We start from the raw sequence: 14,628 nt of genomic DNA, 5'->3' as shown, positions 1-14,628 counted from the left end.
AATCCAATGTCTACCTCGCCCAAAGGCACGGTTCTTATCCTCAGCACGTATCCGCTCGTCGCGCCCAAACATGGTGGCGAAGTGCGGCTGTTGAATATCAAGCGTGTCTATGAGAACGCGGGGTGGAGCGTTGTTCCCCTCGCCGTATACCCGGAAGAGGCTTACCCGAAATGGAATACCGGGCCTCGTGACGTCGGATTTCCCGCCGATAGCTCCTACAGGCTGTTCAATGGCCAGAACCTTCCGTTCGTTACGGATATCGCTTCTGGAGCATTTGCAAGCAGTGAGGATGGCGCGTTGCCGCAAATCCTCGCGAACATTCCAGATCGTATTGATGTAATCCACGTTGAACAGCCGTGGCTGTGGCCACTGGCCAAGGCACTGCGGGAAAGCCCAAAATATTCTTCATCGTTCCTTGTCTATGGTTCGCAAAACATTGAGGCTCCGCTGAAGCGCGGCATCTTCAATGATTGGAATATCGTGGAGTGTGAAGATGCCATTGAGGCGGTCGATCAGCTCGAGCGGAAGGCAGCAGGGGAAGCCGACTTGACTGTTGCCGTAACGCAGGAAGAGGTCGACGTCTTGACGAGCTGGGGCGTGAAGAATGTCAAATTGTTGCCGAACGGCATCGAACCCTGGCAAGCCGACGAGGACGCCATTGCAGAGTGGCGCCAGAAGCTCCCGAAGCACCCTTGGCTTCTCTATGTGGCGAGCGCGCATCCGCCCAATTTTACCGGTTTCGCGCAAGTTTTTGGAGAATCCCTTGGATGCTTTCCTCCAACCAGCAGGCTGGTCATTGCAGGCAGCGTGACCGAGCACATTTATCAAGTTATGAGCAATACGAAATGGTCGACCTTGAATCTGTCGCGACTGCAACTGTTGTTCACACTGTCCGATCGTGATCTTGCTGCGGTTAAATCGTTGGCGCATGGCTTTATCCTGCCAATACCCTTCGGCGGCGGCTCGAATATCAAGACCGCCGAAGCTCTGTACTCCGGCGCGTACGTTGTCGGCACACCATCTGCCTTCAGGGGCTTTGAATCGTTTGTTGAACTCCCGGAAGTGATCGTGGGAGCCAATGCAAAGGAATTTCAACGCGCGGTTAAGGATGTCCTTGCTCGCCCGCGAGCCGTGCCATTGCAGGCTGGCTCTCAACAATCGGAACTTCGTCAAAGCCTGCGCTGGGACGTTTGTCTGGCTCCTTTGCCAGCGATGGTTGACAAACTGAAACGCGAAAAGGTGCGTAGTGAGTAAAATCTGGTTTGATGTTACGTCGATACTTCAGTGGAATCGACCAGCTGTTGGCGTTATCAGGGTCGAGGCGGAATGTGCCAAATATGCGCTCGACCAATTAGGGTCGGGGGTCGAATTCTGCCGCTTTGATCGTCATGCGGGTTATATAAAGGTCCCAGCCTCCGACGTAAGGCAGACAATTGACAGGATTGGCCACGCTCACCAGACTCCCGTTGTATCACCGGCGATGGATGGCACACTCGCCCGCCCTGCTCTCCCCCTGATTATTCGACTGGCGATAGTCGTTAAGCGTGGTTTGAGCAAGCTACCGCGCGGCATCGGCGAATCTATCTTTCGTTCCCTGTCCCTCAGACGCGAAGCTGCAGAGGCAGGTATCAACGGCCTCCGGGAGTTCCGAAGAGCTTTTGGTGCCCTGCGCCGTCCGGTGGGCCGAACCGCTCCGCTACTAGCACGTTTGACACCCGACATGGCGAACGCCCCATTCTCCAAGGGAGACGTCTACATATCACTTGGCCTGGATTGGGATCAGAAAAACCTCGTTTATATCGCTGAACAGAAAGAACTTTTGGGCTTTAGAGCAATATTCTGTTGCTACGATGTGATCCCGGTCAAATACCCTCATCTTTGCGTTGGCGATGTCGCTGCAAAGTTTGCGCATTATTTCGCCGATCTTGCTTGGTGTGCCGACGAATTTGTGAGCATTTCCGAATGCAGCAAACGCGACTTGCTGGCCCTGTTGAACGAACTCGGGACACCTGTACCCGAGACAACCGTTATCAAGCTTGGCAGCCACCTTCCAGCATCGAACGATTCTGACGTTTCCCACCACACGAAGGAAGCAGTCGGTGATCGCTTCATCCTTTTCGTTTCGACGATCGAGCGTCGGAAAAATCACGAAACGCTTTATCGTGCATATACGCGCCTTGTCGATAAAGGCGTTAAAAACTTGCCGAAACTGGTGTTCGTCGGCATGCCGGGCTGGGGCGTAAATGACTTTCTGGCCGATCTGCGATTTGATGGGCGTGTAAAGAATCGCGTTGAAATGCTTACAAATGTGAGTGATGCGGATTTGACCTGGCTTTATAAAAACGCGCTTTTCACAGTTTTTCCATCTTTATACGAGGGTTGGGGCCTGGCCGTCGCCGAAAGCCTTTCTGCAGGCAAATTCTGTCTCGCTTCGAATGTCGCCTCCATCCCGGAAGCTGGCGGCGATCTCGTTGAGTACCTCGATCCGTGGGATGTTGAAAAATGGGCCGAGCGCCTTGAATGGTACTTCAACAATCCCAAAGCATTGTCGGAAGCGGAAAAGCGTATCGGAAAAGAGTATAACGCCCCGAGGTGGGAGAACACGGCGGGGACCGTGTTTGGTAGGGCCGAGGCATTGCTTGGCATTGGCACCGCGAACCCCGTCGGCGATTGACATTTGACGCTATCCATCGGCAGTTGAAGCCATCTATTGGCTTGTTCTGCGGCAAGGTATCGAGAAGAAATGTCAGCCAACGCAAAGTCATGGCCATCAATTTTAACGTTAGGCGGGAGAACATGTTCAATTTCTTAAAATTATCCTCGAAAAAGGCTCAGGCTTCGTCAGATACCCGCTTACAACAAGCCAGAAAAGCTCGCGCTACTCTCGGCGATGATTTCTTTGGAGGATGGGAAGAACAGGACGCTGCACTTTTTGCCAAATACTCCGCGCCATCTGCCCCCCAGCAAGGCAAGATTATTGACTATTTCGGGATTCGGACCAGTGCAGACCTTCATCCGTGGGCGTCCCATATGGCGGGTACAGTAAATGCTTCGCCACCAATTCCAGACGATCAACTCCGCGCTGAAGCTATCGAATATTTTGCGACACTTGATGCGCTTGAACGAGCTCCGGCCGGCTCGTTCACCGTGGCAGAATTTGGTGCGTCTTACGCCCCGTGGACGTGTTTTTCCGCTGTTATTGCAGCAAGATCCGGGCGCAAGGACATCTCCGTAACGGCCGTGGAGGCGAGCAAGTACCTGTTTAGCCTCATAGATGGTCATCTTGCCGAGAATGGCATTTCAAAAGATTCCATACACGTCAACCTGATCAATGGAGCTGTCGCATCCGAAGAGTGCACGCTCTATTTTCCGAAAGTTGCCAACGCTGGAGAAAACGGCGGTCGAACTGAAACGCATATGGTGGATGTTGATTATGTGGGGCGCGCAGTCGATCACGAGGAGGTTAGAGGGTACCGGATCGCTGACTTATTGCCGCAGGGTGTTACGGACTTGGTCCATGTCGATATTCAGGGAATGGAACACATTGTCCTTTCCTCATCAATGGATGTTCTGAATAGACAGGTCCGATGCATATTTATCGGAACCCATTCCAGGAAGATCGAAGGCGAACTGCTTGAACTGTTTCACAATAACGGATGGAAACTCGTGCGGGAGAGACCCACAGCTTTCCACTATGTTCAGGACAGGCAGGAAATTACCGGCTGGACCACGCGAGATGGCGGTCAGTATTGGGTGAATCCACGAATAGCATAGGATTTTCTTGCAGTTCACCATGCAAGATGGTGAGCACATTGAAAAAGTTTGGAACCATCGCGCTCATTGCGCGTTTCACCTCTGCCAGGGTGGCATTGGACAAGTTCCAAAAAGTACCCTGACACGAGGCTCAGTATAGTCCAACCAAAATGGGCTATCTGGGCCTCACTTGTTCCTCACGGACCATGTCGCCGAGATTAGCTCCTTTGAATTGGATCGAATTGCGCTTCCAAACGTTGAGCGAATTCAACCAGGAGGACCAGCCATGAACGCAGCCAATCTGCAAATTGAAGGTCTCTGTCTCGCCATTGCATCGATAAACCGGTTGCTCGTGGCCAAGGGGCTTATTTCGCAAGAAGAGCTGGACGTCGCGTTTCATAAAGCCGAGGCCACAGCTCACGGGGATAATCGTTTTGCTGACGGCCTTACGCCGTCGAACCGCGATGCGGTTTGCTTTCCTATCAGGGTCCTCCAGGTCGCCAACGATACCGGAGCAGAAAAACCGTGGTCGTTCTCAGAACTGGCCAAACTCGTTGGAGAAACAAAAGAACCTTATAATGATCAACTCTAGTGGCTTCTCAATCAGCCGAGCATGGCCAACTGCCGGGAGTAGACAGTCCAGCCGGCAGCTTTGTCGACGTATCGCCACACGCGAGGTCGATTTGTGGCTGTTGCAGGCCCTGCGCAGCTGACAGGTCCAGACCTTCTATTCTGGTGCGAAACATGAATGCCCCTTCGAACACCGGTTTACCCTCGATGGTAGAGCCCGTCAGGTCGGCACGCGAGAGGTTGGCAAGCCAAAACCGCGCGTCCGTCAATATAGCCTTTTGGAAATTCGCACGCCCCAGTTCCGCTTTCTCAAAGTTTGCTTTCTTGAGGCTTGCTCCGCTGAAATCGGCGCGCTGAAATTCCGCGCTGGCGAAAGATGCGCCATCGGCAGAAATGCCGGTGAAACTTGATCGATAGGCTTCAACCCTTGAGAAGTTGGCATTCTCGGCTTTGGCACCCGCCAAAGACGCCCGCATCAAGCTGGCCTTTTCGAAATTTGCAGACGTCAAGTTGGAATTGCCTAGATCCGTTGCATTGAAATCGGTTCCAGTCAGGTTGGCCCCCTCCAGATTACTCCCCGGAATGATGATGCTTTTCTTGTTGCACTCACTCCAGTCCAGGCCTGGCGAAGCCATACTGCCACAATCTGCTGCTACAGCTGGATCGTATCCAAATGGAGATACAGACGCTGAAAACACCATCGCGAAAGCCAGACACCTTACTATTTGCATTGCTGCGACTCTCCTCATAGTTGGCAGAATGGCGCTTTGCCGGCGGAAATTCAATTCCGGGTGATCGTGAAAAGCGTATATTGGTGACGAGAGGTCCGGTGAAGAGGACTTATCGCGAAGGAAGGATATGGGTAGAGCGTTTTGCTTGAGATTGGCGGTCGGCGCATTGCTATTATTCGCTGTGCCTGCGATTGCTTTTTCCGATGAGGCTGTCGAAACGGCTCAATCGGTCATAAAACAGCAAATAGAAGCCTTTCTCAAAAACGATGCGAGTACCGCGTTCTCTTTCGCTTCGCCAGAGATACAGGGCAAGTTCCTCAATGAATCCCTCTTTTTTGAGATGGTCAAAAGAGCCTACCAACCTGTCTATCGGCCAGGCAATTTCGCCTTCGGACGAAACAAGATCGCCGGCGATCAGGTGATCCAGGAGGTCCTGATCACTGGGCCAGATGGCAAGGACTGGACTGCCATTTATCAACTCGTGAAACAGCCAGACGGCACCTACAAGATCAACGGTGTCCAGATTGTTCAATCCGCGCCCGGCCCCGCCATCTAAATAGTCTGCGATTCCTATTCCGGTGACCGCAAAAGCGCCTGTGCCATGCAGTGAATACCACCACCGGTTTTAGAGATTTCACTCATATCGACCGCAGCAACTTCGAAACCTGTTGCCCGCAGTTTCTCGATCAGCGTTTTGCTTGATGTCGGTGCGATAACGCGGTCCTTGCCGAGCGACATGAAGTTGCAGCCCAGATTCATCGTATCCTGAAATGGTACATCGATGATCTCGTGACCCTTGGATCTCAGCCAGTCGACGATAGCCGGCTCGGTGCAGGCAAGACAAACCGCAGTAAGCTTCGGCGCGATCGGCACAACCATCAAATCGATGTGGACGTAATATTCGTCGATAAACGCAAGGCGCGTCTCCCAGCCCTCCTTGCGGAACCAGTCTTCTACCTGCCGGGCGCCCTCCTCCTGCGTGCGTGCGCCGCCGCAACCGATCAGCACACAGCCCTCCTCGATGACGTTGAAATCACCGCCCTCGAATGTGCCGGCAGTGACCATGTCGTAGATCGGAATGCCGAGCCGCTCATAGGTGCGGATGGCCGCGTAGTTCTCGCCGCGACGCCACCAGTTGGCCATGGCGGTGATGATCGCACCATACGGTGTCATCACACTCGAATCACGTGAATAGACCTGCATCGGCAGCTCAGGCTCCGGCTCGTGCCAATGGATCTTCACACCAAAATGTTCGTAGGCTGCAACCAGCTCCTTGTGCTGGGCCTGCGCAGTCTGGATATTGCAAGGCGCTTCGCGCAAATGTTTGCGCGACAGCGAACTTGTCGCCATATGCCGAAGGAAAGCCGGCGAACCAAGCAGCACGTCAGTTAGCGGATCCGTTTCATTGCGAAACCCCCAGCCTTTGAGTGGTTTGGTGCCGCCATTGGCATTGCGCCGCTTCAGTGTGAAAGCATCGGCCGCAAAGTCCTGTGCGTGACGTGTCATTGGACTGTCTCCTATTGTGCGCCGGTGGGTATCCACCACTCGCGCCCGCGTGCAGTTGTTACATATTCCGGCCAGCGGAAATGGATCGGCGGTTCGTAATCACACAGCGGCGCGATCCACTTCGAGCCGCCAACGCCGCCACCTGTCCGTTCGATGAATTCATCCCTTGCCAGTTTTCGCGCGCCTTCGTCCTCAAGCAGGCGCAAGGCTGTCAACGCAACAGTCTTCGCAGCGCAGACCACCATCGGATCGATCGTCGCCGGAATGCCGCCAAGCGCGTTCATCACCCAGCCTGGATAAGCGTATCCCTTGGGTGCTTTCAACGCCGGTCGCGCCACATAGAAACGCACTGTCGGCGCATGCCAGGTCATATCGGTATAGTCGTCTGACGTGGAGTTGATCTGTGACGGCGGCAGGTCACGGCGCAGGATTGCTTCTGCCTCCCGCGGTGAAATCAGCTTTGTGCATTCGTCGATGAATGGCTCGTCCATTGCCTCGACACCGGCATTAATCTGGATTTCCCGGACAATGGCCTTCGCCGTCTCATCCCAGCGCGGCGCGCCGACAATGTTGAGTGCTTCCCAGGTGATTTCAGCCATAGCGTGATTAGCGAGGCCGGGGCGTGACTTGCAAACCCAGTGCCGCTCCACCCGGCAACCTGTCATCGCCGCAGCATGCTCGGCGTTGCGGTCGAGCGCTGCGGTCAGCTGTTCCGCCATGGCAATCGTCGGTACACGCATCATATACTGGATCTCGGCAAGACCCGCCGGAAGATTGTCGGCCGTCGCCTGCCCCGCGGTCAGGATCGCTTCGCTGATCGACCAGCCGCCTTGGTGCGGCAGCATGGAATCGCGCAACGCCTTCGAGGCCATGTACATCATCATCAGCGCGTCATTGGCGCCTGGCGCCCGGACTGCGGAATGAGACTGCGGGATGGGTGCGCCGTCGCTCAAACCCCATCGCTCCGGTTGATCGCAGACGAAGCGATAGATCATCGAATAGGCGGCGCCGCAATGCGTGTCCCAACGCACGGTATTGCACAGAGGCAGCATATAGAACGGATGGAACGAGATCATGCCGTCCAGCCCGTCATAATAGCCCTTGGCGGCGTGGATCGGCTTGGAACCGCGAACTTTCTCGGCGGGCTCACCTGTAAAGCGCAACGTCCCGGCGATGCCATGCCTTTCCATAGCGGCCTTGGTTGCCAGCAGACCACCCAGACCAGATATGCCAAGTCCCGAATGCGGATCCGTATGGCCGCCCGCGTGCTCGCTTAATCCAGAACGTGGCCGCTTCGCCGTCGACGCGTCCTGGCAGTTGCCAGGCACCGCATCGTACTCTGCATACATGCCGATCGTCGGCGACTCGCCATTTGTTCCGGCCTTGTTCGTCCAATGGGCGCAAAATGCCGTTGGCATGCCGCCGGAGCCAGCCTCGACATCAAAACCCTCTTCACGCAGCCGCGTCACGTACCAATCGGCCGATTGATATTCGCGCCATGCGGTTTCGCCGAAGTCGAAGATCGTGCGGGTCCAGGACGACAGATCAACCTCGTGATCGTCGACGAAATTCAATGCCGATGCCGCTGCTGCCGTGATCAAATTCTGTCTCCCGCTGCCTGGAGATAATCATCTGGAAGGCGGGACAAAAAGTGATATGTTTTTTCAAAACGTGCAAATTCTATTCACCCCTCCCTCACAAGGACCGTCTGATGCGGATACCATCCACCCAGGCACTTCGCGCGCTGGAAAGCTTCGCAAGACATGGGAGCGTTTGGCGTGCGGCGGAAGAATTGCATCTGACCCGCAGCGCGGTCAGTCATCAATTGCGGCTGCTCGAACGCGATCTCGGGTTCGAGTTGCTGCAGCGGGATGGAAAAGGCGTCACGCTGACGCCTCGCGGCCGCAAATATGCCAATGATGTTCGCAAGGCACTCATCGTCATCGACGATGCAGGCGAACGGCAAAGCCCGGCTGGTACTGGCGGTTCCCTATGCATTAGCTGCACGGCGGGCTTCGCTTCGTTGTGGCTATGCACCCATATCGCCGAGTTTCAGGAGAAATATCCGGATGTGGCGCTGCGCATCATAACGCCGCGCAAGCTCGATGATGTCAGCGATGCCAGCGTCGATCTCTTCATTGCGTTCGGTGATGGCAATTGGCCGAATAGATCGGTCGAGCTTCTATGCGAGGTGGAATTCACGCCGCTCTGCAGCCCTGTTCTTCTCAACAATCTGGGCGGCATCGCCGAGCCGAAGGACATCTTGCGCGCGCCGTTGCTGCACCTTGGCGATTTCGAGGACTGGACCCGCTGGCTCGCCCTCGCCAACGTCGACAATCCGGATTCGGAACGGGGAATTGTGTTTTCCGATATGAACCTCGTCTACTCCGCAGCCATCACTGCGCAAGGAATTGCGATGGGCGACGAACTCACCTGCCGCAAAGCCATGAGAGCTGGTCAACTCATCCGGCCGTTCGATCTCAGCATCAAATCACCGAAGTCCTATTTTCTTGTCACGGACTATGCGAAAATTGATCATGCTGCTCAGCTTGCATTCACGCAATGGTTGAAATCACGCTTGTCGCAAACCCGCAGCGCGTGAAACACAGCCATGAGGGCTCTCGCGAAGTGGCGTGAATTTCATTCACGTATCGCGGCAATATAATTCAATTGTCGAGATAGCGGATTGTGCCTAGGCTTCTCACAAAAGCAGGGGAAAGAGGTCTCAATGCCTCAAAGCATGCAACCGGGCGATGCGAAAGCCGCCGAGATCAAGGCTGTATCGATTGGCAAGACGTTCGGCGCGTTCCATGCGCTGAAAAATCTCTCGCTCGACATAGGTCGGGGCGAGTTTCTTACCCTTCTTGGCCCTTCTGGCTCAGGCAAAACGACTTTTCTCATGATCCTTGCCGGGTTCACGGCTCCCACCACCGGCCGTTTGATGATGGACGGCAAGGACATCACCGATGTGCCAGCTGAAGACCGCTCCTATGGCATGGTGTTTCAGGGTTATGCGCTGTTCCCACATCTGACCGTCGAGCAGAACATCGCCTTTCCGCTAAAGGTGCGGGGTCATTCTTCGGCTGATGTCAAGCGCAAGGTCGCGGAGATCGTAGAGCGCGTCGGTCTTACTGGCCACGAAAAGAAGCTGCCGGCCAAGCTTTCCGGTGGTCAGCAACAGCGCGTGGCCCTGGCCCGCGCTCTGGTGTTCGAACCCTCCGTTCTCTTGCTGGACGAGCCTTTTTCGGCTCTCGACAAGAACTTGCGCGAAATGATGCAGCAAGAAGTCAAACGCCTGCACCAGGAGACCGGCACGACCTTCGTTTTCGTCACGCACGACCAGTCCGAAGCGCTCGCGCTATCATCGCGGGTCGCCATTTTTAATCATGGGGAGCTTTTGCAAGTTGGTAAGCCGCAGGACGTGTATGAACGTCCGTCGAATCGCTTCGTCGCCGAGTTCCTCGGGGAGATCAATCTTCTGCCACTCGACACCGTGGAATTGAATGGCGAAACCGCCGCAGGCAAATTCGAGGACCGGACCATCGTCCTCAACAAGTCCATTACCCTGGCGGGTAAGAAAGCCGTTGCCGCTGTCCGGCCTGAACACATGTTCATCTCGGCATCGCCGCAAACATCAGACTGCAATGCCATCACCTGCCGGGTCGAAGGCGCCACCTATTTCGGCGCGTCGACCAAGTACCATTTGCGGACGCGCAGCGGAACCAGCCTTGCGGTTTCGATGCCTACAGCATCGACGTCGCCGATAGCGCCACAATCCGATGTGTGGGTTTCATGGCCGGTGCACCAGGGCTTTTTACTGCCTGATGGAGGTTAGGCAGCATTCGGACTGTACCAAATAACATCCAGAGGGAAACAAAATGGATAATGCATTTCAAAAGGACTGCCTCGAAATACTCGCCAGCAAGGTCGAGAAAGGGGAAATCAGCCGGCGCCGGTTCACACAGATGGCAGCAGTGCTTCTTGCAGGCGCACCGGCACTCCTGCGTTCAACCGGTTCCTACGCCCAAGCTAAAGAACTCGTTCTGGTCAACTGGGGCGGCGACGCCATGACGGCCTATGACAAAGCTTACGGCCAGCCCTTCACCAAGGAAAGCGGCGTCACGGTCAAGATGGATGGTTCTGGTCCGACAGAAGGGGCCATCACTGCCCAGTTCAAGAGCGGCAAACCAAGCTGGGATTTGATGGATATCGATCCCTTCTCCGGTATTTCCCTAGGCAAGCAGGGCATGCTGGAAGAGATCGATTACAAGATCGTCGACAAGAACAAGATGCGGCCCGGCTTTGGATGGGATCATGCGGCCTCGACCTATTTCTTCTCGTACATCATCGCCTATGATTCTTCCAAATTCGGCGACCAGGCACCAACCGGCATGGCCGACTTCTTCGACGTGAAGAAGTTTCCCGGCAAACGATCGCTCTACAAGTGGGGTTCGGCAATGTGGGAAGCTGCGCTTCTCGCCGATGGCGTTGCACCGGAAAAGCTCTATCCGCTGGACCTCAAGCGTGCGCATGACAAGATTGCCGCATTCAAGGAAAACGTCGTGGCCTATTGGGGCGGCGGCGCGGAAAGCCAGTCTGTTTTGATGGATGGCGAAGCCTCCATGGCGCTTATCTGGTCGACGCGCGCCTCATTACTGGAACAGGATTCCGGCGGCAATATCAAGTTCATCTGGGACCAGGGTCTGATTTCTCCCGGCGCTCTCGGCGTGATGAAGGGAAATCCCGGTGGTAAGGACAATGCGATGAAATTCATTGCCAGCGCGCAGACGCCGGAACGACAGCTCGAGATGTTCAACATGCTCGGCCAGGGCCCGGCAAATCCTGCGACGGACGCGCTGATCCCGGCGGAAAAAAAGCGCATCAATCCTGTGGATCCTGCCAATATGTCCAAGCAGGTCCCGCTAGACATGGAGTGGTATGCCGAAAATTACGGCAAGGCATTCGACGAATACACGAAAGTCATCTCGGCTTGATCGCTCTTGGCGCGAAAATTAAGTTTTCGCGCCAAGCCTTTGATTCATAAGGCGAGGAAAGCGAATGATCGGAAAATCGATCACCTCTAGAAAGATTCTGTTGCTGGCGCCACTGTTGCTGTTCCTTGGGCTTGCCTATGTCGTTCCATTTCTGGGTGTCGTCCGCTGGAGTTTCACCATGCCCGAAGTCGGGCTCGGCCAATATCGGGCGCTGATGACGGATCCTCTCGTCCAATCCGTCTTCATTCGCACCTTGCGGATTTGCCTCATCGTGACCGCCGCCGTGCTCGTCACAGCCTATGCAATCGCCTATGTGTGGGTTCGGGGTAGTTCGGTTCAGCGCATGCTGGCGGAATTCTGCATCCTCGTTCCCTTCTGGATATCGGTGCTGACGCGAGCCTTCGGCTGGCTGGCGATGCTGTCCAATCGGGGGCTCATCAATACATGGCTGCAATCGGCCGGCATTATCAGCGAACCGCTGGCACTCGCACGGAATGAGCTTGGCGTCATCATCGGCATGACGCATTTCCTCATACCCTTCGCGGTGTTTCCGATCGCTTCGGCCATGCGCAGTATCGACGAACGCGTTTTGCTTGCGGCACGCGGCATGGGTGCATCGCGAACGCGCATTTTCTGGACTGTTTTCGTGCCGTTGACCTATGGCGGGTTGATCGGGGCCGGGCTGATTGTATTCGTCTTCGCGCTTGGCTTCTTCGTCACCCCGGCAATCCTCGGTGGCGGCCGCAGCGTCATGGTGGCGGAACTGGTTTATCTCCGGATATTCCAGAGCCCGGACTGGGGGCTGGGCGCGGCGATCAGCGTTGTCCTCGTGCTGTTCATTGGTGCCCTTCTAGCGCTGATGCGACGCTTCATCAAACCTGCGCATCTGATTGGATAATATGAGTTCATCTCGCCCAGGTCCTGTCATATTGATCGTTGCAACAGCGGTAGCTCTGTTCCTGCTGATGCCGTTGATCGCGGTCATTCCCGTATCATTCACGCCGGCGCGCTTTCTCTCCATGCCCTCCGGCACACTGTCGCTGCGCCACTACCAGGCATTGATCGATAATCCTGCCTGGGGCCAGAGCATCCTGCTCAGCCTGCGCATCGGCATCCTTTCGAGCGCGATAGCCACGGCGTTGGCGACCATGTTCGGGCTCGGCATCTGGATGTTCCAGCCGCGCTTCTCGGCGCTGCTGATTGGCTTCGTGCTATTGCCGCTGGTGGTGCCACCCGTCGTTTCAGCCATGACGTTGTATTTCCTGATGACAACGCTATCGAGTTTCAACAGCTGGATCGGCTACGACACGTGGCTGGGCGTGGCGCTAGCCCATGCGGTGATGATCACACCCTTTGCGGTGGTGCTCATCCTTGTCGCGCTGTATCAGGTCGATCGTCGCATTGACCTTGCCGCACGGGGGCTTGGCGCCAATCTGGCAACACGCGCCTTCAGGATCATCATCCCTAACATCAAGTTCGGCATTGCAACCGCAGCACTGTTGTCATTCGTGCTGTCGTGGGAGGAAATCGGCGTGACGCTGTTCATCACCAGCGTTAATGCGATCACGCTGCCGCGTCTGATGTGGATGGGGCTACGCGACAACATCGATCCTGCCATCGCCGCGATCTCGGTCTTGCTGATCGTAATCACGGCAGTCATTCTCGCCTTCAGAATTTTCATCGACCGGCGCAGGACGACAGATCCGCTATGATTGCAGACAAGATTCTCGATGAACTGCGCTTGATCGTGGGTGCCACTGGCGTGAAGACCAGCGAAATACTGAGCCTCATTCACCCCGGTTCCGATGAACGCAATCTCGATGCCGGCGTGATGGTCGTCCCTCGCAATACCGGAGAAGTCGCGTCGGTCCTCCGCCTTTGCAACGAGCACCGCATTGCCGTCGTGCCACATGGCGGACGCACCGGGCTGGTGGGTGGCGGCGTATCGGCGGTCGGGGAAATCATCCTCTCCCTTGCTGCCCTTAACAAGATCGAATCTCTTTCAGCAGACGGCGGAACTGCCACTGTCGGGAGCGGCGTCACATTGCAGTCGCTTCAGGAAGCGGCCGAGAAGGTGAACCTCGCAACCGGCATCGATATTGCCGCGCGCGGCAGTGCCACGATCGGCGGCATGATCTCGACCAATGCCGGTGGCATGGAGGCCTTTCGCCACGGTGTCATGCGTCATCGTGTTCTTGGCCTCGAGGTGGTGCTGCCCGACGGCAGGATCATGACCGATATGGCGCAAGTGACGAAATCCAACGAAGGCTATGACCTGAAGCAGTTGTTCATCGGAGCCGAGGGCACGCTCGCAATCATAACGCGGGCGGTCATCAGGTTAGCGCCCGCGGACGAATTCACAGCGACGGCACTCGTCGCCTGCCCCTCTGCAACCGATGCGATTACTCTGTTCCGCAAGCTCCAACGGAGTCTTGATCTCCTTCGTGCGGAGTTCATGGTACGGGACTATTTTGTGTTGGCATCGGCAAATCTCGGCCCCGCTTCCCTCGCTGCCTTTACCGAAGCGCCAGCATATCTCATCCTGGAAATTGACGCTGCGGATCAACCGACGGCGCAATCAGACCTTGAAGAAGCACTCGCCGAGGCGATCGAAGAAGGGCTTGTCGTCGATGCAATCCTCGCTCAAAGCGAGAAGGAGCGCACCGAAATCTGGAACATTCGTGAGGACAGCAGCGTGGTCGATCGCGTTCATCCGAACGGCTACTGGTTCGACATTTCCGTTCCATTGCAGGGACTCGAAACGTGGCTGACGCAGTTCAACGAAGGCATCGCCGCGCTTGGATCCGACGTTCGTGGATTTGCCTTCGGGCATCTCGGCGATGGCAATTTGCATGTCGGCGTTGCGGGAGCGCCGGACAAGGATGCCGCCAAGGCAATCGTCTACGCCAATCTACGCGAGTTAGGCGGATCGTTCTCGGCCGAGCACGGCATCGGCCTGGACAAACGGGCGGATCTACATGCATTTGTCGATCCGGTGAAGCTCGCCCTCATGCACTCGATCAAGGCCGTGCTCGATCCAAACGGAATCATGAATCCGGGCAAGGTACTCTGAA

Annotated in this window: 14 protein-coding genes; 11 read left to right on the top strand and 3 right to left on the bottom strand. The window is 55.8% G+C overall.

Going from position 1 to position 14,628, the window contains the following annotated elements; all coding sequences use genetic code 11:
* Positions 1 to 6 precede the first annotated feature (6 nt).
* From LB462_RS23105 to LB462_RS23090, 4 genes are all read left to right on the top strand, one after another.
* Positions 7 to 1,254: a glycosyltransferase family protein gene (locus LB462_RS23105; RefSeq protein ID WP_224512860.1), complete on the top strand. Its 1,248-nt coding sequence runs from the start codon at positions 7 to 9 to the stop codon at positions 1,252 to 1,254.
* 466 nt (positions 1,255 to 1,720) lie between these two features.
* Entirely contained in the window at positions 1,721 to 2,674 is a 954-nt protein-coding gene (locus LB462_RS23100) for a glycosyltransferase family 4 protein (protein ID WP_224512858.1), read from the top strand.
* A complete protein-coding gene (locus LB462_RS23095) occupies positions 2,671 to 3,774 on the top strand; it encodes an FkbM family methyltransferase (protein WP_224512856.1) in 1,104 nt (367 codons plus the stop codon). The genes LB462_RS23100 and LB462_RS23095 overlap by 4 nt, the downstream gene beginning before the upstream one ends.
* A gap of 265 nt (positions 3,775 to 4,039) precedes the next feature.
* Positions 4,040 to 4,345, top strand: coding sequence for a hypothetical protein (locus tag LB462_RS23090; RefSeq protein WP_224512854.1), 306 nt, complete (start codon positions 4,040 to 4,042; stop codon positions 4,343 to 4,345).
* A gap of 7 nt (positions 4,346 to 4,352) precedes the next feature.
* Here LB462_RS23090 and LB462_RS23085 read toward each other — a convergent pair whose 3' ends face one another.
* Positions 4,353 to 5,024, bottom strand: coding sequence for a pentapeptide repeat-containing protein (locus LB462_RS23085; protein WP_224512920.1), 672 nt, complete (start codon positions 5,022 to 5,024; stop codon positions 4,353 to 4,355).
* A gap of 157 nt (positions 5,025 to 5,181) precedes the next feature.
* Here LB462_RS23085 and LB462_RS23080 point away from each other — a divergent pair, with 157 nt between their 5' ends.
* Entirely contained in the window at positions 5,182 to 5,610 is a 429-nt protein-coding gene (locus LB462_RS23080) for a DUF4864 domain-containing protein (protein ID WP_224512852.1), read from the top strand.
* A 14-nt stretch (positions 5,611 to 5,624) separates the two neighbouring features.
* On the opposite strand, the gene LB462_RS23075 is transcribed toward LB462_RS23080, so the two are convergent.
* Both LB462_RS23075 and LB462_RS23070 read right to left on the bottom strand, forming a co-directional pair.
* Complete coding sequence (locus LB462_RS23075; RefSeq protein ID WP_224512850.1) at positions 5,625 to 6,560, bottom strand: dimethylarginine dimethylaminohydrolase family protein; 936 nt, start codon at positions 6,558 to 6,560, stop codon at positions 5,625 to 5,627.
* Between the two features lie 11 nt (positions 6,561 to 6,571).
* A complete protein-coding gene (locus LB462_RS23070; RefSeq protein ID WP_224512848.1) occupies positions 6,572 to 8,161 on the bottom strand; it encodes a zinc-binding metallopeptidase family protein in 1,590 nt (529 codons plus the stop codon).
* A 110-nt stretch (positions 8,162 to 8,271) separates the two neighbouring features.
* Here LB462_RS23070 and LB462_RS23065 point away from each other — a divergent pair, with 110 nt between their 5' ends.
* The 6 genes from LB462_RS23065 (at position 8,272) to LB462_RS23040 (ending at position 14,627) form a co-directional block, all read left to right on the top strand.
* Positions 8,272 to 9,162, top strand: coding sequence for a LysR substrate-binding domain-containing protein (locus LB462_RS23065; RefSeq protein ID WP_224512846.1), 891 nt, complete (start codon positions 8,272 to 8,274; stop codon positions 9,160 to 9,162).
* A 126-nt stretch (positions 9,163 to 9,288) separates the two neighbouring features.
* Positions 9,289 to 10,395, top strand: coding sequence for an ABC transporter ATP-binding protein (locus tag LB462_RS23060; protein ID WP_224512844.1), 1,107 nt, complete (start codon positions 9,289 to 9,291; stop codon positions 10,393 to 10,395).
* Positions 10,396 to 10,438: 43 nt separating this feature from the next.
* A complete protein-coding gene (locus LB462_RS23055; RefSeq protein ID WP_224512841.1) occupies positions 10,439 to 11,554 on the top strand; it encodes an ABC transporter substrate-binding protein in 1,116 nt (371 codons plus the stop codon).
* A 64-nt stretch (positions 11,555 to 11,618) separates the two neighbouring features.
* On the top strand, positions 11,619 to 12,452 hold the full coding sequence (locus LB462_RS23050; protein ID WP_224512839.1) for an ABC transporter permease: 834 nt from the start codon (positions 11,619 to 11,621) through the stop codon (positions 12,450 to 12,452).
* 1 nt (position 12,453) lies between these two features.
* A complete protein-coding gene (locus LB462_RS23045) occupies positions 12,454 to 13,266 on the top strand; it encodes an ABC transporter permease (protein ID WP_224512837.1) in 813 nt (270 codons plus the stop codon).
* Positions 13,263 to 14,627, top strand: coding sequence for an FAD-binding oxidoreductase (locus tag LB462_RS23040; RefSeq protein WP_224512835.1), 1,365 nt, complete (start codon positions 13,263 to 13,265; stop codon positions 14,625 to 14,627). The genes LB462_RS23045 and LB462_RS23040 overlap by 4 nt, the downstream gene beginning before the upstream one ends.
* Position 14,628: the final 1 nt, after the last annotated feature.

Source organism: Phyllobacterium chamaecytisi, from assembly GCF_020164455.1.
Classification (GTDB): domain Bacteria; phylum Pseudomonadota; class Alphaproteobacteria; order Rhizobiales; family Rhizobiaceae; genus Phyllobacterium; species Phyllobacterium chamaecytisi.
The sequence above is the reverse complement of the archived record's forward strand: the minus strand, read 5'-3'. Positions and strand labels throughout refer to the sequence as shown.